Source organism: Paenibacillus sp. 1A_MP2, assembly GCF_052244825.1.
GTDB lineage: Bacteria > Bacillota > Bacilli > Paenibacillales > Paenibacillaceae > Paenibacillus > Paenibacillus vandeheii.
Map to the genome: position 1 here is coordinate 2069062 of NZ_JBQQCS010000001.1, position 19836 is coordinate 2088897.

Annotated in this window: 14 protein-coding genes; 13 read left to right on the forward strand and 1 reads right to left on the reverse strand. The window is 46.1% G+C overall.

Annotated elements, in window-relative coordinates; translation table 11 throughout:
* Window positions 1-2: 2 nt before the first annotated feature.
* From ACTWJ7_RS10220 to ACTWJ7_RS10270, 11 genes are all read left to right on the forward strand, one after another.
* Window positions 3-410: a hypothetical protein gene (locus tag ACTWJ7_RS10220; RefSeq protein ID WP_443145385.1), complete on the forward strand. Its 408-nt coding sequence runs from the start codon at window positions 3-5 to the stop codon at window positions 408-410.
* A gap of 35 nt (window positions 411-445) precedes the next feature.
* Complete coding sequence (locus ACTWJ7_RS10225; protein ID WP_443145386.1) at window positions 446-730, forward strand: hypothetical protein; 285 nt, start codon at window positions 446-448, stop codon at window positions 728-730.
* Window positions 731-1393: 663 nt separating this feature from the next.
* A complete protein-coding gene (gene ltrA, locus ACTWJ7_RS10230; RefSeq protein WP_301878453.1) occupies window positions 1394-3193 on the forward strand; it encodes a group II intron reverse transcriptase/maturase in 1800 nt (599 codons plus the stop codon).
* A 32-nt stretch (window positions 3194-3225) separates the two neighbouring features.
* Entirely contained in the window at window positions 3226-4059 is an 834-nt protein-coding gene (locus ACTWJ7_RS10235) for a hypothetical protein (protein ID WP_367620509.1), read from the forward strand.
* A 385-nt stretch (window positions 4060-4444) separates the two neighbouring features.
* Window positions 4445-6118 (forward strand): type I pullulanase, encoded by a 1674-nt coding sequence (gene pulA / locus ACTWJ7_RS10240; protein ID WP_443145387.1) that lies wholly within the window; start codon window positions 4445-4447, stop codon window positions 6116-6118.
* Window positions 6064-6288: a hypothetical protein gene (locus tag ACTWJ7_RS10245; RefSeq protein WP_443145388.1), complete on the forward strand. Its 225-nt coding sequence runs from the start codon at window positions 6064-6066 to the stop codon at window positions 6286-6288. The genes pulA (ACTWJ7_RS10240) and ACTWJ7_RS10245 overlap by 55 nt, the downstream gene beginning before the upstream one ends.
* 410 nt (window positions 6289-6698) lie before the next feature.
* Entirely contained in the window at window positions 6699-9578 is a 2880-nt protein-coding gene (gene pulA / locus ACTWJ7_RS10250) for a type I pullulanase (RefSeq protein WP_301878288.1), read from the forward strand.
* Between the two features lie 340 nt (window positions 9579-9918).
* Window positions 9919-10086 (forward strand): hypothetical protein, encoded by a 168-nt coding sequence (locus ACTWJ7_RS10255; protein WP_443145389.1) that lies wholly within the window; start codon window positions 9919-9921, stop codon window positions 10084-10086.
* Between the two features lie 110 nt (window positions 10087-10196).
* Window positions 10197-12164 (forward strand): Ig-like domain-containing protein, encoded by a 1968-nt coding sequence (locus ACTWJ7_RS10260; protein WP_443145390.1) that lies wholly within the window; start codon window positions 10197-10199, stop codon window positions 12162-12164.
* Window positions 12165-12536: 372 nt separating this feature from the next.
* Window positions 12537-14078, forward strand: a complete 1542-nt coding sequence (locus tag ACTWJ7_RS10265; protein ID WP_301878285.1) for a pectinesterase family protein — start codon at window positions 12537-12539, stop codon at window positions 14076-14078.
* A gap of 238 nt (window positions 14079-14316) precedes the next feature.
* The gene (locus ACTWJ7_RS10270) at window positions 14317-15435 is read left to right on the forward strand and encodes a pectate lyase family protein (protein WP_443145391.1); all 1119 of its coding nucleotides are present in this window, start codon (window positions 14317-14319) and stop codon (window positions 15433-15435) included.
* Window positions 15436-15488: 53 nt separating this feature from the next.
* Here the strand turns inward: ACTWJ7_RS10270 and ACTWJ7_RS10275 are convergent, their stop codons facing one another.
* A complete protein-coding gene (locus tag ACTWJ7_RS10275) occupies window positions 15489-16337 on the reverse strand; it encodes an AraC family transcriptional regulator (protein WP_301878283.1) in 849 nt (282 codons plus the stop codon).
* A gap of 147 nt (window positions 16338-16484) precedes the next feature.
* On the opposite strand from ACTWJ7_RS10275, the gene ACTWJ7_RS10280 reads away from it, so the two are divergent.
* A complete protein-coding gene (locus tag ACTWJ7_RS10280) occupies window positions 16485-18071 on the forward strand; it encodes a glycoside hydrolase family 43 protein (RefSeq protein WP_301878282.1) in 1587 nt (528 codons plus the stop codon).
* Window positions 18072-18084: 13 nt separating this feature from the next.
* Window positions 18085-19665 (forward strand): glycoside hydrolase family 43 protein, encoded by a 1581-nt coding sequence (locus ACTWJ7_RS10285; RefSeq protein WP_301878281.1) that lies wholly within the window; start codon window positions 18085-18087, stop codon window positions 19663-19665.
* The last annotated feature ends 171 nt before the right edge of the window (window positions 19666-19836 follow it).

The following is a 19836-nucleotide window of genomic DNA, read 5'->3' on the forward strand; positions in this document are numbered from 1 at the left end:
TCGTGAACTACGCCTGGGTATCGGATGACCAGCCACATAACCAGAAGACGACTCCGAATATAAACCGGGCAGCGCTCATTCTGGAGCGTCCGTTTATCGTAAGAATCCCGACCTCGGGGCAGCATTTGGATGCTGCAAGTTACCCCGGCTACGGAAACCGGGACTACGCCAAGTATTTTCGTATCAAGCAGGTGCGGTTCCCGTTTGATGTCTATAACGAAGGTCGCAGCCAGTTCATCCCCGCCAAGACGTGGGTAGATATTCCAGTGAATCAGCTGGATACTCCCTTTTATCTTCCGGTTTGGGTGGATGAGGGGACTATGAAGTCGAGTTCCGCAATATTGCCGAAAATGCACCAGCGAACTTCACTGAACAGCAGGATGCCAATACGAATCTGGCGCATCATGTAGCGTCAGACACGGTACCTGTGGAAGTCATCGGACGGTTGTATGATTTTCGCGTGACCGATATTTCCGACTATAACTGGGAGAATGTATTTCGTAAGCAGATGGGCAGTCCAGAGCCTACAGGAGTCGGCTACTGGACGGGCCTTTACGGTATAGATGGGGACCCCAGAGGGAATTTAGCTCCGTTCATTCTTCCGATTCGTCCAGGCAGTCATCCTGTGCAGGGGTTCAAAAATGTGGCAGTCAAAACAGGATACCATATCAAGTTTGACCTCAAAACAAAGGGTAATATGTGTGCGACTTGTTTTGCTATAACTGAGTAATCAGGAAACGCAAGGACATCCACGGATGTCTAACTTTCTATCCAAGTACAGGAATGAAGAATCCATGTTTTTCCGAAACTGTACCATTAATACTCCTACATGCGTTTTGTTCGGCAGGATACAACGTATGAAGCTAGGTGAAGTCGGCAGAAGAAGCTATAGCCACCACCATAATGGAAGGTAAGCTTACCGATATGCCGGATGGCTGAAAAATTGTCTATGGTGAGGATATCCTCAAAGGATTGACGAATCTCTGAATGTAAGGATCTAAATGCCTACCTCATGGAAACATGTTGACCAACGAATGTTGGGGCAAGCGGCGCAAAGTACGATTACATGTTAGGAAATGCGCTATACCGAACTATGGCGGTATCCAACTTGCAGGTCCAAAGGAGACACCTAAGGGCAAAACGGATAGCTAGGATAGAAGGAACAAGGAAAGCAAGGGACGTCGCAATGAAGGACTGCCATCCCAGACGGTTGCTATAAGGTAACGAAATGCATCTATCCTTGTGAGAGTAAGGGTGTGACCTATGAAACTTCTGTAATGGAAGCGGAGGAATAGCCCTGAGTCTTGATACTTTGAATTAACAACTTTCCAAAAAGTGAACTGTATCGGTCAGGTAAGAATGTGGGGACAATCTCATACAGGAGGTTGCCACAATACAGGCTCTACGTTACTGGGATTACTACAACCTGACGGAAACCTTTACCGACTTGCACGCGAGAGCTAAACGAGGAGAGACATTTGATCGTCTCTATGAATTAATTACTTCAAGAGACAATATCCTTCTTGCCTACCGCACAATCAAATCGAACAAAGGCTCCAAAACAGCAGGAACAGACGGCAAAACAATTGAGAAACTTAAACCAATGACAGAGTTGGAACTTGTGAACCTGGTCAAAGCGAAACTTAATAATTACCAGCCCAAAAAGGTCAGACGCGTTTACATTCCTAAACCTAATGGAAAGAAAAGACCACTAGGAATTCCATGTATCATTGATCGTTTGATACAACAATGCTTCAAACAAATACTTGAACCTATTGCTGAAGCACATTTCTACAAACATAGTTACGGGTTTAGACCCTTACGATCTACACACCATGCTTTGGCAAGAGTTCAGTTCTTGGTTAACAAAAGCAAACTACACTTTATCGTAGATATCGATATCAAAGGTTTCTTTGATAACATTAACCACAGAATTTTGATAAAGCAATTATGGAATCTCGGAATACGCGACCGGAAAGTCTTACAAGTCATCAGCCGAATGCTAACAGCGGAGATAGAAGGGGAAGGTAAGCCCGAAAAGGGAACTCCACAAGGAGGAATTTTATCCCCTCTACTTTCTAATATTGCCCTGCACGACCTCGACATCTGGGTTTCTGGGCAATGGGAGAATTTCCCGACCAAACATGTATACACCCAAAGGAACAGATACAACGGTCTCAAAAAGACCAAACTTAAAGAAGGGTTCATCGTAAGGTACGCCGACGACTTCAAAATCCTTTGTCGTAACTGGGAAACCGCTAAGAAATGGTATCATGCTGTAAGACTCTATCTGAAAAACCGTTTGAAATTGGATATTTCCCCCGAGAAATCGAAAATTCAGAACCTGAGAAAGAAAAAATCTGAATTTCTTGGTTTCACCATAAAGGCTACATTGAAGGGGAAACAAGCTGTAGCACATACCGGGTTGATTGATAAGAAAAAACAAGACATCAAAGTGCAATACAAAAAACTTATTCAACGAATAAAACAATCACCCACGGCTGGTAATGTATATAGGTTCAATAGTTTTGTACTAGGGATTCACAATTACTTTAAGAAAGCCACACATGTTTTTATTGAGTTCTCACGAATTGCCTATGACCTGAAAAAGTTCACTTATAATCGTCTGAAACGCATTGGCAAATACGAACATCCAGATCATCCGTCCCTTACATATAGGCGATTTTACTCAACGAGGTACCGGACGTTTAAAGTTGACGGGGTTTATCTATATCCAATAGTGGACGTAAACACCTCAAACAACCTCAACTTCAGCCAAAAGATAACCCCCTTTACTGCTGAAGGACGGAAAAACATTACGAGTATGATGGATAGCTTCACAAAGTCTGAAACGACAAAGTTGATGAAGTCAGACAATCCAAAACGTAGTGTGGAGTATCTGGACAACAGAATCAGCCGATACAACATGGTGAAGGGCAAGTGCGAAATTACGGGGATATTTCTTTATGCTGACGAAGTACATTGTCATCATCATCTTCCGTCTCACATGGGCGGAATGGACAATTACAGCAATCTGAGAATCTTGCATAATGACGTCCATACACTCATCCATGCCACGAATCAAGAAACGATTATAAAACTCTTAGGAGTGCTTAATCTTACAGGAAGCATGATCCAGAAGGTAAACCAATACCGTAAAAAGAGTAACTTGGCACTGTTGTTCAAAAAGTAGCAAGATGGAACGCCGTGTGCGGTGAAAGTCGCATGCACGGTGTGGAGGTGGGGAAAAGGTGGAGAAAAAACTCAAAGCCTTACCTATACCGATTTGGCATGCAGGATGGTGTACGAATTACACCGAGTTTCCATTTTGTGAATCGGGATGGTTCTTCGCGCCAGGAAGTGGATCTGTACTATCACCGGGGCCAGGAGCGTCTCATTCGCATCGGATCGGCGCAGGATTTGGAGAAACGCTTTGTTGTTCTGAACGCGCGGCTGCGGAATGTACCCAGTACGGAGCTGGGGGATGCGGCTAGGTATCGCTATACCTACGAGCTGACACCGCAGGAGCAAAGCCAGAGCACCCTTGCAGAATACATGGTCCGTTTCGTGGATCAGACTTCTCACGAGAAAACATGGGTGGGCCGTTATGACTGGCTGCTCCTGTCCTCGCCTATCCGCACACTGATAGGACCAAAGACGGATATCCCACCTGGCGTCAATGTGGATCGGGCTAATGCAGCCATCCAGCGCTGGTATGGGGAGTACAGTCTGCCGGCCGATGTGTACGCTGTACAGAAGGGAGCCGATCTTGAAGCACTCGCCAGACAACATCCCCTCGATGAGAAGTCGGCGACCTTCCTGAAGGATGGGTATATCGTGGTCAACTTCAATATTGAGAGTTTGCGAGGTGGCAATACGGATGCCCCGCACTTGCAATATATTCATGCCCCATTGATGAATCAGTGGCAGATGGAGGGCTTTAACCGGAGTCCGGCAAACAGTCAAGGCAATAACTGGCCGCTGAAGGATGGTGATGTTGTGTTTTACCATGCGGATCAGTCCAGCCGGAACGATTTTCAGTCCCAGGTGCCGCATTAGAGAAAAAGGGCTAATCCCTCAACAAGCTGTGTTTTACGTGAAATGACGTGAAACATGGCTTGTTTTTTTTATGGTCTTTTTCATCCCCAAGATTATGGTTAAGTGACAGAAGGGGTATAAAAAGTAAGGAGCATTCGTTCCACATTTATTTTATTGTCATTGAAAGGGGAATACACAACATGATTGATGATCACCAGAAGCTAGAAGGATGGAATGTAGTGGATACATACCGGGGTAGAGATCTGGGTGTAACGATGGAACCACAAGCCTGTAGTTTCAAAGTGTGGACGCCTGTTGCAAAACAGGTGGATGTACTAATATATCCGCCTTCAACAGGGGGACTCCCAATGAGCCGAAGAATCAGGCAATACAAAAAGAAATACCGATGCACGAACAGGATCAGGGTATCTGGTCCCTGAAGCTCGAAGGCGAGTGGCAAGGATATCGTTATATGTACCGCGTTACCTTTGAAGACGGACGTCAGGAGGTTGCGGTTGATCCTTATGCACGGGCTGTGACCATGAATGGAGAAATGGGGGTAATTGTCAGACTGGAACAGACCGATCCGAATGGATGGCATGAGGATATCCGTCCAGAACTGGTGAGCCCGGTAGATGCGGTCTTATATGAGCTGCATGTGCGCGATTTCTCGATCCATGAGTCATCCGGCATGAGACACAAAGGAAAGTACCTGGCTTTTACCGAGACGGGCCTACGCGATTCAAACGGGAATACGCTGGGGATCGATCATTTGGCTGAGCTGGGCATCACTCATGTACACCTGCTTCCGGTATTTGATTTTGCGACCGTAGATGAATCCAAGCCAGATGACAGGACTTCCGATGACTCACGCTATAACTGGGGATATGATCCACTTCATTACAATGCCCCAGAAGGTTCCTATGCTTCACGTGCAGATGAGCCCGAGACCAGAATTCGTGAGTTCAAATCGATGGTGCTTGCCCTTCATGAGAAGGGAATCGGAGTCATTATGGATGTGGTGTACAATCATACGTTTGACACCGCAGCCAGTTCATTTGAGAAGCTTGTCCCAAGGTATTACTACCGTCAGAATCCGGATGGCACGTACAGCAATGGATCGGGTACAGGCAATGAAGTGGCTACGGAGCGCCCTATGGTGAGGAAGTTTATCATCGACTCCGTACGGTACTGGGCAGAGGAGTACCATGTGGACGGGTTCCGTTTTGACCTGATGGGTCTGATTGACACGGCAACGATGAAAGAGCTCACAGCAGAACTGCATGCTGAGGTCTCACCGTCCATCCTCTTGTACGGCGAACCATGGGGAGCACTGGAATCACCACTTGGGGATCAAATGACCCTTAAGGGAGCACAGCGTGAAGCCGGATTTGCTGTATTTAACGATAACTTCCGTGGAACAATCAAAGGCGATAGCGACGGAACGGGAACCGGATTTGCTACAGGAGCGGAGGGAAAGGAAGATGGTATATGGACAGGCGTGCGGGGAGCTATTACCGATTTTACGTCCAGTCCATCGGAAACGATTAATTATGTAACTGTACATGATAATCTTAACCTGTGGGACAAAGTCGCACGGACACAAGGATTGCACGATACGCTGGGATTTATCACATATAGCGAGGATGGTCGTGTGAAAGGCAGCGACAGCGTGGAAGAGGCTGTAAAGCATGCGAAGCCCTACTTGCACGTTAACCCGGATTGCATACTGGAGAACGAGACGGTCCGGCGCTGTCTGCTTGCTAGTGGCATCGTGTTGACTTCCCAAGGGGTTCCATTGATTGCGGCTGGAGATGAATTTCTGCGTAGCAAGTATGGCGATGCCAACAGCCACAAGAGTGGGGATTCAATTAATGCCATTCGGTGGGAGCAAAAGCAAGCATTTAAGCCTGTTTATGATTATTATCGTGGCCTGATTCGTCTTCGGCACGAGCATCCTGCGTTTCGTCTTCGCACCCGGGGAGAGATTGAGGCGCATATCCGATTGCTTGAAAAGGAGAAGGAATGTTGGCCTATGAACTGGCAGGAACGGCTGTCGGAGATTCATGGGGACGGATGATCATTATCTATAATGCTTCCAAAGAAACCCGTACAACCTCCGTCCCTTCAGGTATATGGAATGTGGTTGTAGAGCAGGGGCGAGTCGGCACCGATGTGCTGCGCACGGTCAAGGACGGTCAGGTCAGCGTTCCCGCGATATCCATGATGGTTATGTATTCAAACGAATGAACCTTTTCCCTTGGTCTAAAGCTGGCTCAGATTGACATCCGTGTTTCATGTCGGCTCCGCGAGAAGCTGCCCGTGCAAAATTATAATAGCGTGTCCTCGATTCGTTAGAATGGAATAAGGTTTCAAAGGGGTGTTCCCGTCATGCTGATGACTTGGGGACACCCCTTTTGGTGTGCTTTCTTCTTTTTCATCAGGACAGGTACAAATGCTGTCAATCTATGGCACTTGTTTACATATGCTATATCTTGAAAGCGATTGCTATCAGGATTTGCATCGCTTTTACCATGCTAATTGAAAGCCTCTGTTCAACCGATAATGTTGAGTACAGACAACCCCGGGTTGACAAATGACGTCCTGCTCCGTAACATCGGGACAACACGAAATCAATGGATATAAAGGCGGTGGGAACGATGCCGGAATGGACAGCTTATCGATATGAAGGCAACGATCTTGGCTTAGCATATACTCGTGCGGCAAGCACATTCAAACTGTGGGCACCTACAGCACAGCAGGTTTCCCTACTCATTTTTGATGATGAGGGACGTTATGATGCAAGTGGAAAAGTAACCGAACATGATGATGGACAGAAGCGGTTGATGACCCGTGACCCGGACGGAATATGGAGTGTACAGCTTGAAGGGGATTGGGCCGGACATTATTATATGTATTCCATCACGCATGATGATCAGCATGTTGCCGTGGCACCCGATCCATACGCACGTGCTGTATCCGCGAACGGGCAGCGAACGGCCATAATTGACCTGGATACAACCGATCCAGTGGATTGGGAAGAGGATGTGAAGCCCGTATTTCTGCGTCCGGCAGATGCTGTTCTATATGAATTGCACGTGCGTGACTTCTCCTCCGACCCTCATGCCGATATTCCTTATAAGGGAAAATATTTGGCATTTACCGCCTCCGGGTTGACGGACAGAGGTGGCAACTCCATCGGCGTAGATCATCTTGTCGAACTTGGCATTACGCATGTGCATCTTCTGCCTGTAGCGGATTATCAGACGGTTGATGAACTGGCGGCAACAACGGAAGCCGGTTCGAATGCCAAGTTGCCATACAACTGGGGGTATGATCCTCAGCACTACAACGTGCCGGAAGGTTCCTATGCCACCGATCCTCGTGATCCTTCGGTTCGGATCCGGGAGTTCAAGGCGCTCATTCATTCCCTTCACCGACAAGGCATTCGTGTCGTGCTTGATGTGGTCTACAACCATACGTATAGCGTGGATGAGGGACCTTTTGAACGAATTGTACCGGGTTACTATTATCGTTATCGTGAGGACGGCACATTGAGCAATGGCTCGGGTGTAGGCAATGAACTGGCTACAGAGCGCCCCATGGTGCGAAAATACATTTTGGACTCTCTCCTGTACTGGGCAGAGGAATATCATGTGGACGGGTTTCGCTTCGACCTGATGGGTCTGATTGATACAGACACAATGAACGAATTGACCCGCGAGCTGAGAGAACAGATTGATCCTGCGTTTCTGATCTACGGGGAGCCGTGGACAGGCGGAGATTCGCCTCTGGAGCGGAAAACGTTAAAAGGAACACAGCGAGGTCAGGGATTTGCCGTATTTAACGATCATTTCCGCAGTGCCATCAAAGGGGACAGTGATGGCATCGGCAAAGGCTTTGTTACCGGAGCAGACGGTAAGGAGTACGAAATTGCCCAGGGTGTAGCCGGAGCGCTGGATGATTTTACGTCTTCACCTGTGGAATCCGTCAATTATGTGACAGCGCATGATAATCTCAATCTGTGGGACAAAATCGCCACAACGATGTACCTCAGACATGATCTCGGGTTTCCGGTATGGAGGGATGGTCAGCCTGTGGAAGGAGGCAGTGCGGAATCGGCGGTTAAGGCGGCAGACCCTTATCGGTATGTTAATGCAGATGATGTGCTTGACCATGAGATGGTCCGCCGTTCCTTGCTCTCGACGGGAATTTTGCTTACCTCACAGGGTATTCCATTCCTCCACGCAGGGGATGAGATATTGAGATCCAAAGCAGGAGATCACAACAGTTATCGCAGCGGGGACGCCGTGAATACGATCACTTGGGCGAACAAATCTCGCTTCAGACCTGTTTTTGACTATTATTGTGGCCTGATCCATCTGCGCCGCACACATCCGGCTTTTCGCATGATGAATGCCGAGCAGGTACGACATCATCTTCGCTTGATGCGTGCAGAAGGAAATGTGGTTGCATTTACACTGGAGGACGGAGCCAATCAGGATACCTGGAATCAGATCGTGGTGATCTACAACGGAACAGGTCAGCAGCAGCAAGTGAGTCTGCCGGAGGGTGACTGGCATATCGTGGTGAACGATCATCAGGCAGGTACAGACCTCATTGAGACAGTGAGCGGAACCGCAATGGTAGAACGGTGGTCATTGATGGTACTGTATGATACGGAGTATGGCGGCGGTGCTGAACCCGCTGTGATTGAGATTCATTCGCCGCGTCTTGTGTACAGTGTCGGAGAGATTGCTGGCTTACGTGCATCGGTCAGAGACCGTTTTGGTAATGTGGTGGAGAACGCATCGGTGACCTGGAGCTCTTCGAACCAGGACATTATTGCGATTCAATCCGATGGGACCATTCATACAGGGGAGACCGGTGACGCGACTATTAGCGTCCATTGTGGCACGATTACCGCAGAGTGTACGCTGCAGGTGGATCAACTCCATCCGGAACGAATTGAAATTGTAGGGGAGTCTGTGATGTATACGACACGTGTCAATCGATTCCGCGCCCTGGTTCTGGATCAATTCGGCCAGCCCTTACAAGGGATGAAGATACGGTGGAGCTCGTCGCACCCGGATCATGCAGCTGTCAGTACAGCAGGAATTGTGCGTGCTTTAACACCAGGTTCCACCCAGATAATCGCGGAGGCGGGAGGGATTCAGGCATCGCTGAATATCAAAATCCACAAATCCATCTCCCGAATTGTCACTCTCCGATATGAACGGGAAGATCAGTGTTATGAGGGATGGGATGTCTGGGTATGGGGCACAGGTATGGAGGATGGGGCTGTCCCGTTTGAGCGAGTGGGCAATACAGCAGAAGCCCGTTTTCGGGTCGCTCCAGGACTGCATCATCTGGGCCTAATCATTCGACTGAATGAATGGGAAGCCAAAGATACCTGCGGAGATCGTTATGTTGACATCGGTCCTGAAGACGGAGATGTGCAGATTATCGTTCACAGTGGGTCGGATCAGATGCAAGTTATCCGTGAAAGTGATGCAGAGGATGATCGTAACAGTGCATAATTTTGCTTAAGTACTAATAACATTCATACAACTAGTTGAGAAGTGTATGCTTAACAAGCGGTCGGAAGGTATTCCGGCTGCTTTTTTGTTTTATGGATGATTACCTACTTGATAACGATCTAAATACCATTAGCCTTTGCTTCCGACAAAGAACATTGCGATATGGAGAATAAAGTAATTTATATATAATTTTTCTTCCCCTCGGTATATTAAGATAAATAACCAGGGATGACATCAGTGGACGCTTCTAGCTGACCTTCTCTTATTTGGACAGTTAGATGAAAAAGCACTGACGCGGGGATATAACCTGTTTTCCCAATTCCTACATTGGAGGTAGAGTATGAAAAAGAAGTGGTTAGCCATGGCATTAAGCGCGAGTATCCTCACAACATGTATACCGTTTGGGGGCGTGGAAGCCGCTTCATCGGAAGCGCTTCCTGCATTCCCTGGAGCGGAAGGCGGCGGCAAATATGTGACGGGGGGCGGGCCACAACTGTCTACGAAGTAACAACGCTTGACGACTACAGCAAAAAGGAGAAACCCATTAAAGGTTCCCTTCGGGATGCTGTAAGCGGAAGTAATCGAACGATTATTTTTCGTGTTGGGGGAACGGTACATTTGAAAGAAGCCCTCAAAATTACCGGTTCCAACCTGACTATTGCCGGTCAGACTGCTCCTGGGGATGGAATTACAGTAGCCGATTACACGACAAGCGTAGAAGCTGACAATATCATTATGCGGTACATGCGCTTCCGGCTGGGTGACCGTGTAGTGAGTGAAGACGATGCCTTTGGCTCCAGGTATCATAAAAATATTATCATTGACCATAGCTCATTCAGCTGGTCGGTGGATGAAGTGATCAGTTTGTATGATAACGAGAACACGACAGTTCAATGGTCAATTTCCGCTGAAAGCATGCTGATGACAACTCATCAAAAAGGTCGCCATGGATATGGCGGCATCTGGGGCGGAAAAAATGCCAGCTACCTCCACAATCTAATTGCTCACAGCACCAGCCGCAACCCTCGATTGCCTACAGTGACAAAGCTCGTCGATCTGACGGAAATGACGAATAATGTCATCTATAACTGGGGATTTGCTTCAACCTATGGAGGCGGAGCAGAAGATTATCGATATAATATTATAAATAATTATTACAAGTACGGTCCAAATACCTATAACAACGTAAAGTCGCAATTATTTGGTGAAGTTGCTCCGGAAACCAGATTGTTTATTGATGGGAATATCATGGATGGCAGCTCGGAAGTTACAGCGGATAACTGGGCTGGTGTACAAAAATACTCCAATATATCGAAGCTGACGGAGCCTGCCGATATGCCTAACCCGTATACGGCTGAATCCGCGGTGGATGCATATGGTAATGTACTGTCAGACGCTGGTGCTACTCTTCCCAGACGTGATGCTTACGATGCACGTATCATCCAGGATGTCAAAAACCGTACCGGGCAGCATATCAACTCTCCAATTGAGATTGGCGGATATCCTGATTATTCTCAGACGCTGTCCAGTGTGGTCGACAGAGATCATGACGGAATGGATGACGTATGGGAGTTAGCCAATGGCCTGTCTCCTTCGGACCCCAAAGATGGCAACGAAACAACGCTTTCCGAAGAAGGATATACAAATCTTGAAGTTTATCTAAACGACCTAATCGTTCAGGGCAAAGCAGAGGGAAGGCATACGGATAATCCTGAAACCGCTATCCATTATCCCTTTAATAATCAAATTTTTGAAAAAGGCAGTAATATCTGTGTTACCGCCTCTGCGAGCGATCGTGACGGTATTGCAAAGGTTGAATTTATTGTAAATGGTGAGAAACAGGGGGAAGCCACAACCAAGCCCTATCGTTTTCATTGGAAAAACGTCCAGGATGGTACACATTATCTCGTGATTCAAGCCACCGACAAAAAAGGATTAAAAACCCAGTCCGACAATGTGGCCATCCATGTTAATACGACCGGCTCCACTCTTCCATGGACTTCGGTAGACATTGGCAACCCGGGCATTCCGGGGCATACCACTGTACAGGAGCAGAACGGTACAATCACTGTCAAATCGGCTGGATTGATTGGAGCTACCGCGGAAAGCGAAAGCGAGGTGGATAATTTTCATTTTGCCTATCAGTCTCTAGAAGGAAATGGGGAGATTATCGCCCGAATTGAAACAGTAACACCAACTGACAACTATGCCAAAGCAGGTGTAATGATTCGTAACTCACTTGGGGATCGCTCTGAAATGGCTTTTCTATCCATACCCTATGTTAAATTTGGGAAGAAGGGTGTTCTGATTACCCGTTCATCTATAGGTGCAAAAGCGGTTAAGATAGAACCTGAAAACTTCATCAACACGCCATACTGGGTCAAATTGGTCCGAAACGGAAATGAAGTTACAGGGCTTATTTCTACGGATAAGGAGACATGGAGCAAGATCGGAACAGTGGACCTTGACCTAAATGATACCGTTTATTATGGTTTGGCAGCGGATGCCGCCAAAGTGGATAACGAGGTCAACCGTTATAATACGTCTGTCTTCAGCGGAGTGGAGCTGAACAAACTTGAAGAATAACTTCCGAATACTCCCCGAGGAATGGAGAGCGCGTACACACCTTAATATTGAATCAGTCTGAAATAGAACCATGATTGCTTAAGAAGCCGTTAACAGCGGCTTCTTTATTTTTAACTCAGGACTTAGATGCAGACAATAATCACAAAAAATCCGCAAAAACAAAGCAATAAACCGAACGAATGAAATATCATTTTATAGTATGATGAGCACATGTTAGATGAAGAGATCGTTTCTGCTAATCCTTTAGTGGACAATTATGAAAGCGGATACATTGTGTCGCAGTCTAACATAAAAAGCGATGCAATAATTTCAGGGAGGTTGATATGTGCAAGTCTCAACGTACACATCGAAATGTAAAGGAGAGATTTTAACATGATCAATTGGCGTACCATTATGATAAGTGTTTTAATTTCTGTTCCCTTGTTCAGCATCATTCCCACAGATGATGCATTGGCATCCACGCTCCTGGATCACAGCCATTTTAACTCTACTCCGTCTGACGCTATGCCCTCCGGTTTCACTATCTCAGAGGCTGGCGGTCAGGTCCGCGCGGCAGAGGTGCCGAGCCCCTCGAATCGAAGTGTTTTTCTTAACGATACAAGCATCACAGCCATTTCCAGTTTGAAAAAAACGATTACTGCTCAAACAGGTTACATAGACGCTGAATTCAAGTTTATGCAGCCTGCACTGGGAAACAACACGAAAATTTTTCGCCTGCTTAACGGTACAAAAGCAGCCGTTTCCATTGAAACGGTAGGCGGAAACATATCGTACCGAAACATGGATAACTCATACATCACACTTCAAAGTGGTTATGCAGCTAATACTTGGTACAGTATTCGGATTGTCGCCAACACCGCTACCAATACAGCTGACGTATATGTCAACGGCTTGCTGAAAACAAGTGGTGCTGGCTTTTATACAACGGTTAGTCACATTGACGGGTACGAATCTTTTACATCCAACTCCAGCGAAGGCGCCCACTATTTAGACGATATTCTTGTAAAGAATGCTACAGCAACGATTCCATCCGACGCACTCGTCGTTAGCAAGAGTGGCGAAAGCGGTGTGTTCACGACGATACAGGCAGCCGTAGATGCCATCCCTGTTAATCAGACCACCTCCCGGACGATCTATGTCAAGAACGGGGTATACAGAGAGAAGATCACGTTTCCCGCAAATAAACCGAATATATCACTTATCGGTGAAAGCGCGCTTGAAACGATTTTGACTTATGACGATACAGCCAGTTCTGCCGGCGGAACAACCAATAGTGCGAGCGTTTACGTGAAAGGGAAAAACTTCAAAGCAGAGAACGTTACCATTCGAAATACAGCCGGAGTTACAGCGGGTCAAGCCGTTGCGCTTTACGTATCCGGTGACAGGGCAACCTTTAACAATGTGCGCATCTTAGGGAATCAGGATACTTTGTATGCGCATAGTGGCAGGCAGTATTATCGCGATTCCTACATTGAAGGAACCGTTGACTTTATTTTTGGTTCAGCTACTGCTGTGTTTGAGAGCTGTGAGATAAAAAGTTTGAATAACGGTTTTATAACAGCGGCTTCAACAGATCAATCTGCAGCACATGGCTATGTATTTATTAATAGTAGTCTGACACAATCGGCATCAATGACTGGTACTGCCTTTTTAGGAAGTCCATGGCGCCCGTATGCCTCGGTAGTTTATGTGAACTCATATTTGGAATCGCATATTAACCCGACAGGTTGGGATTATTGGGGGAACGAAGCAAATAAGAGTACGGCACGTTATTCCGAATATGGCAACTCAGGTCCTGGTGCTTCTACGGAAAGTCGCGTAAGTTGGTCCCATTCATTGAGCCCTGCTCAGGCAGCCGTAATCAATACCCAATCCGTGCTTGCTGGAAGCGATCAATGGGACCCCATTAATTAAAGAAAGGAATGATATTAATGATCAAATCGATTTTCAGCCCAAAGTATTTATCAGTCGTACTTGGAGCAATATTCATTCTTCTCATATTCCCATGGTCTGCTCAAGCCTATACGCTCGGAGATGACACCCCTTACGGATATGGTGCTGGTACTACGGGCGGGGGAGCGGAACCCCTTATTCGGTAACAGCCTATGATCAATTTATTACGCGAATAGCAGCAATCAAAGCAGATTCCTCCTTGTCAAGGGTCATCCGTATAGACTCAGATATCGTATGTACCCGAGGCACACGAACAAAAACAGACATGTCGGACAACAAGCCTTATACATTCAGCACTGCTGCCTTGATTAACCTGCCTTCTAATTTCACCTTATATAGCGAAGGCGGATATATGCTTCATCATTGCGGGCTTATGATAGATAAAGCGACGAATGTAATTGTTCGAAATATTGGCATTGGTGAGAGCTTTGTCAGTCAGACAGCATTTCCATATCCGGATACATTCACTTATACACTGCAAACCAATGCCAACGGTGCAGGAACTGCCGGAACGGTAGTCACGTTCAAGAAATCGGATGATATTAACACTCAATTAAAAGCAGCCAAATGGATTGATACGGATTCCACGAACCGATCTATGTCCGGTTTTTTGATTTATCAAGCACTGGTGGGTGATTTATATGGAACAGATGGAATTTTGATTCAAGATTCAACACAGGTTTGGATCGATCATTGTAAAATATGGAAAACAGAGGATGGAGGAATCGACGTTATTAATTCACCTAGCGTTACGATTTCAAACAATGAATTCAAGTACATCGACAAGGTGCTGAGCATTTTTTCGAAATCCACTTCAACACCATCAAGGGTTAGTTTGTATAATAACTATTTTCATTACAGCAATCAAAGAATCCCCAAGGTTGCAGATTCATCTATTGTGGACTCGTTCAATAATGTATACGACAATGTAGCGCAGGAGATCTCCCCTGCAGCAGTGACCAACAAAAATATCTATGAAATTTCGAATTGGCAGCGGGGGGGTTACGCCGTCAACGCGGCAGTAGGTTCGGATACCGGAACTGGCGGAATTATATATGCCACACAGAACGGATTCGGCCCTGGCGTACCTGCCAGTGAACGTTATATTTCCAATCCTGGTGGTTCGATAATGTTCGTAAGCAACTACCATAAGACTGGTCCTTCAACCATGGAGGCCATTGAAGATTATATCAAGGTCAACTCCGGCGTTACAATCAATCTTTACCCGGGTATGATTATAAGCTCCATGTCAGACATAGCGACCTACAATGAGATTATTAACAGAGCAGGGGCATGGAATGGAGCGCTTGCCTATTAAGCTTATACGTATAATGAATGGGTAACTCTACGGATAATTCACGTTTAGCAGGACTAACGACTGCTTTTTCGATAGTAGCTGGGGGTAACGCCTGTGATTTTTTTAAAGATAACATTGAAATTAGCTGCATGCTCATAACCAGTTTTCGCAGCAATAGTTGAAATCGGCTCCTTGCTCTCTCTGAGCAAACGCTTTGCTTCCCGTAGCCGGACGGTTTGCACATATTCTTTGAACTGAAATCCAGTTACTTTCTTGAAGGTCCGACTTAAATAGGAAGGACTTATATAGAATCGTTTTGAAATTTCCTGTAATGAAATATTGTCCTGAAAATGCTCGTTCAGATACGCGGAGATTTCAGTCATTTTCTGATGCATGGGATGGGTAGACACCATTTGCTTTAAACTTCCCTTGCTCCCAAGACGGTGCATGTGAATTAATAATTCAATAAGAAGCGCTCGGATACTGGTTTCGTAGGCGACCTGCTGTGTCTCGCACTCGCGCAGCATCTTTTGCAAAAGTTTCTCAACGATGGCTTGCATATCAACCGGAAAATGGAGCAATGGAGTATCGCAGCTCCCGATTAATAAAGGGACAGCACAACGCGATAGTTCTAAAGACAGGAACGATTCACTGAAATTAACCAAAATGCGCTCGCACTTTAATGCGTCAGAGCTGGTCGTGCGATGTATGTCGTTCGGGTAAACAAAAATCATGTCTCCTTTTTTTGCGGTATAAACGGTTCCATTAATGAAAAAGACACGTCCGCCATTCAAGACATAATACATTTCATAGGTTGGGTGGGCGTGTGGCTTAAACATAGAAACATGCCCGGTTTGATGTAGATACTGAATGGTAAATTCGTTATCTTCTGTAGCATATTTGGTTCCAAGTATCTCCTTCATCGTATTCATCCTTTACGGTATATGTAAATTAAAAAGACAATAATAACAAATTATAAAGCAGTTTTCAGCTTTAAAACAGAACTATTTTTGTTTTTATTGCCCTATAATGAGTTCATTCATATTTTTTAATCAATAGGGGGCATCAAAATGAGTACGTTTCGCAATCCCGTGATCCCGGGCTGTTATGCTGATCCTTCCGTCTGCAGAGTCGAAGAGGACTACTATCTAGTCACTTCCTCGTTTGAATATTTTCCCGGTGTTCCGATTTTTCATAGCAGGGATCTTGTCCATTGGCGGCAGCTCGGACATGTGTTGGATCGCCCGTCTCAACTCAACCTGAAAGGCACACCTTGCTCCAAAGGAATATACGCAGCAACGATCCGGCATCATAACGGCATTTTTTACGTGATTACCACTTTTGTTGAAAGCGCAACCGGTGCTCGCAATAACTTCTATGTAACGTCAACCGACCCTTCTGGCCCTTGGTCCGATCCGGTATGGCTTCAAGATGCTCCAGGTATCGACCCCTCGATATTTTTCGATGATGATGGAAGATGTTACATGATGGCAAACCGTCTTCCACCGGATGGACAGCAATATCCAAAGCACATGGAGATCTGGATGCAGGAGCTGGATGTAACTAAAGGTTGCCTGATTGGGCCCAAATTCAGTTTGTGGGATGGGGCTATGAAGTTTATTCACGCTCAGGAAGGACCGCATATGTATAAGCTGAACGGATACTATTATTTGATCATCGCGGAGGGCGGAACAGGCCATACCCATTCAGTAACTATCGCGCGCAGTACAGGCATCACAGGGCCATACGAAAACTGCAAACGTAACCCGATCCTTACTCATCGGCACTTGGGGCTTAATCACCCTGTTACGAACATTGGACATGCTGATATTGTGCAGACGCAAAACGGCGAGTGTTGGATGTTTTGTTTGGGTTCGCGCCCTTATGGAGGCTATTACAGAAACTTGGGTCGAGAAACCTTTCTTGTGCCATTGGTTTGGGAGGAGGGTTGGCCCGTTGTTAATCCTGGCAAAGGAATCGTTGAGCTTGAGCTGTCGCGGCCATGCCTTCCGGAACACCGATGGCCATCGCATCCGATATGCGACCATTTCGACGCTGAATGTCTTGCACCGGAATGGAATTTTATCAGAACTCCACTCGGGAACTTCATGTCCCTATCGGAACGCCCGGGACATTTGCGATTAAGACTTAAGCCTGAAAAAATGACTGATTGTGGCAATCCCAGCTTTGTTGGCAGGCGACAGCAGCATATTTGTTTTGCGGTAAGAACAGTACTTGAATTCGTTCCGCATTCTGCGAAGGAAACAGCAGGGCTGATTCTTCTACAGAATAACGACTTTCAATACCGTGTGGAATGCACAATCAACGATACGAATAAGACTGTTCGACTCATTCAGTGTGTTGAAGGAACCGATCAATTACTGGCCCAACATGATGTTGCACCTGCACAATCGATCGGGAGGCTATACCTCAAAGTGGAAGCGATAGGCCAAGACTTCAGCTTTTACTTTGGCACGCAGCCGGAAGAATGGAAGTCGTTAATTGAGCATGCCGATGGAACCATATTAAGCGTTGATGTTGCAGGGGGTTTTTCAGGAACCTATATTGGCTTGTTCGCAAGCAGCAATGGTGAAACCAGCGCGAACTATGCCGATTTCGATTACTTTGAATATGCGCCTTTGGATTACAAAGAATGAGAGGAGGATTTCAATGAAAATATCCATACAAGAGCAGCAAGTTTGGCTGGCCGACCTCGGAAACGGCAGGTACCAAAATCCGATTTTGCATACGGATTACGCAGATCCGGATGTCATTCGAGTTGAGAGTGATTTTTATATGGTTGCCTCGAGCTTTTGCAGCTCGCCTGGCATTCCAATTTTGCATTCTAAGGATTTGATTCATTGGACAATCATCAATTACGTTTATGACAGACTGCCCTACGAATACTATGATACGGTTCGTCCTTCCGAGGGCGCTTGGGCACCAAGCATTCGGTATCATGACGGACAGTTCTGGGTGTTTTTCAGCATGCCTGATCATGGCATTTTTATGAGCAGCGCCGTAGACCCAATGAAGAAGTGGTCCAAGCTTCATCTGGTTAAGGAGGTCAAGGGGTGGATTGACCCTTGTCCCTTTTGGGATGAGGATGGGCAAGCCTATCTGGTCATCGCTTTTGCCCAAAGCCGCTGTGGCTTGAAAAGCGTTCTGGGGCTTAGCCGAATGAAGCCCGACGGAACGGGGCTTCTGGATGATCCTGTTCATATTTTCGATGGAACGGTAAACCATCCGACGATTGAAGGGCCAAAACTTTATAAACGCGGGGAATTCTATTATATCTTTGCGCCTGCGGGAGGGGTCAGAAACGGGTGGCAGACCATCCTGCGGTCAAAGAACATCTATGGACCATACGAAGATAAAATCGTTTTGCACCAAGGTAACTCAAACGTTAATGGCCCCCATCAAGGAGGATGGATTGAACTGGAATCGGGCGAATCCTGGTTTCTTCATTTCCAGGACAAGGGCGCATATGGACGAATTATACATTTACAGCCTGTGGAGTGGGTAGATAATTGGCCTGTGATGGGGCATAACCATAATGAACAGGGGATCGGCGAACCTGTCCAGGAATGGGCAAAGCCTGACGTGGGTGGGACTTACCCAATTAACGTTCCTGTAGTGAGTGACCATTTTAATGATCCATCATTGCATTTGCAGTGGCAATGGGCAGCGAACGAAAAACCGGAATGGTATTCTTTATCTGCAAAAGCAGGGTTTCTAAGGCTGTATGCGGTAAAACCGCCCAATGGACCAGAAACACTTTTATATGATGTGCCCAATGTGCTCTGCCAGAAAATATCGTCTCCCTCTTATACGGTAACCGCTAAGCTTATGGCTTCCTCCATTGAGGAAAATGATCATGCAGGCGTGGTCATAACCGGAAGGGAATATGCAAGTGTTTCATTAACTCGATGTTCAGACGATCGGGAACGTTTAAAAATATCGTTGATCCTGGGTTTTCCATCAGAAGGCAGGGAAAATGAATATGAATATGCAAGAGTGGAAGCAGATAAACCCTTATATTTAAGAGTAAGCATTGCACCAAATGCTCTATGTATCTTTAGTTATAGTCTGGACAACGTACATTTTAAACAGCTTGGTCCAAAGTTTGAAGCACAACCCGACCATTGGGTTGGTTCGAAGATCGGATTATTTTGTATCAACAAAGGACAACAGGAGAATAACGGATATATTGATTTTGATTGGATCTCATTGGATAAAAATACGATCTAAACCATAAAAAGCTGTCATTTATTTTAATTTTATTGAAAGTCGCTATCTAGCGGCTTTTTTGTTCATCAGAAAGATACATTTCATCTGAAAAATAAAAAAACTGTACAAGTCAGTGTTTGAGATGGCCTTTCATTGGGGTAAATATAGATATGGCCCCAGATTCGGCCAAGC

Coding starts and splice junctions, on each gene's coding strand:
- ACTWJ7_RS10235 (WP_367620509.1), top strand. CDS start 3,226: ATGCACGGTGTGGAGGTGGGGAAAAGGTGGAGAAAAAACTCAAAGCCT.
- pulA (WP_443145387.1), top strand. CDS start 4,445: ATGCACGAACAGGATCAGGGTATCTGGTCCCTGAAGCTCGAAGGCGAG.
- ACTWJ7_RS10245 (WP_443145388.1), top strand. CDS start 6,064: ATGTTGGCCTATGAACTGGCAGGAACGGCTGTCGGAGATTCATGGGGA.
- pulA (WP_301878288.1), top strand. CDS start 6,699: ATGCCGGAATGGACAGCTTATCGATATGAAGGCAACGATCTTGGCTTA.
- ACTWJ7_RS10255 (WP_443145389.1), top strand. CDS start 9,919: ATGAAAAAGAAGTGGTTAGCCATGGCATTAAGCGCGAGTATCCTCACA.
- ACTWJ7_RS10265 (WP_301878285.1), top strand. CDS start 12,537: ATGATCAATTGGCGTACCATTATGATAAGTGTTTTAATTTCTGTTCCC.
- ACTWJ7_RS10275 (WP_301878283.1), bottom strand. CDS start 16,337: ATGAAGGAGATACTTGGAACCAAATATGCTACAGAAGATAACGAATTT.
- ACTWJ7_RS10280 (WP_301878282.1), top strand. CDS start 16,485: ATGAGTACGTTTCGCAATCCCGTGATCCCGGGCTGTTATGCTGATCCT.
- ACTWJ7_RS10285 (WP_301878281.1), top strand. CDS start 18,085: ATGAAAATATCCATACAAGAGCAGCAAGTTTGGCTGGCCGACCTCGGA.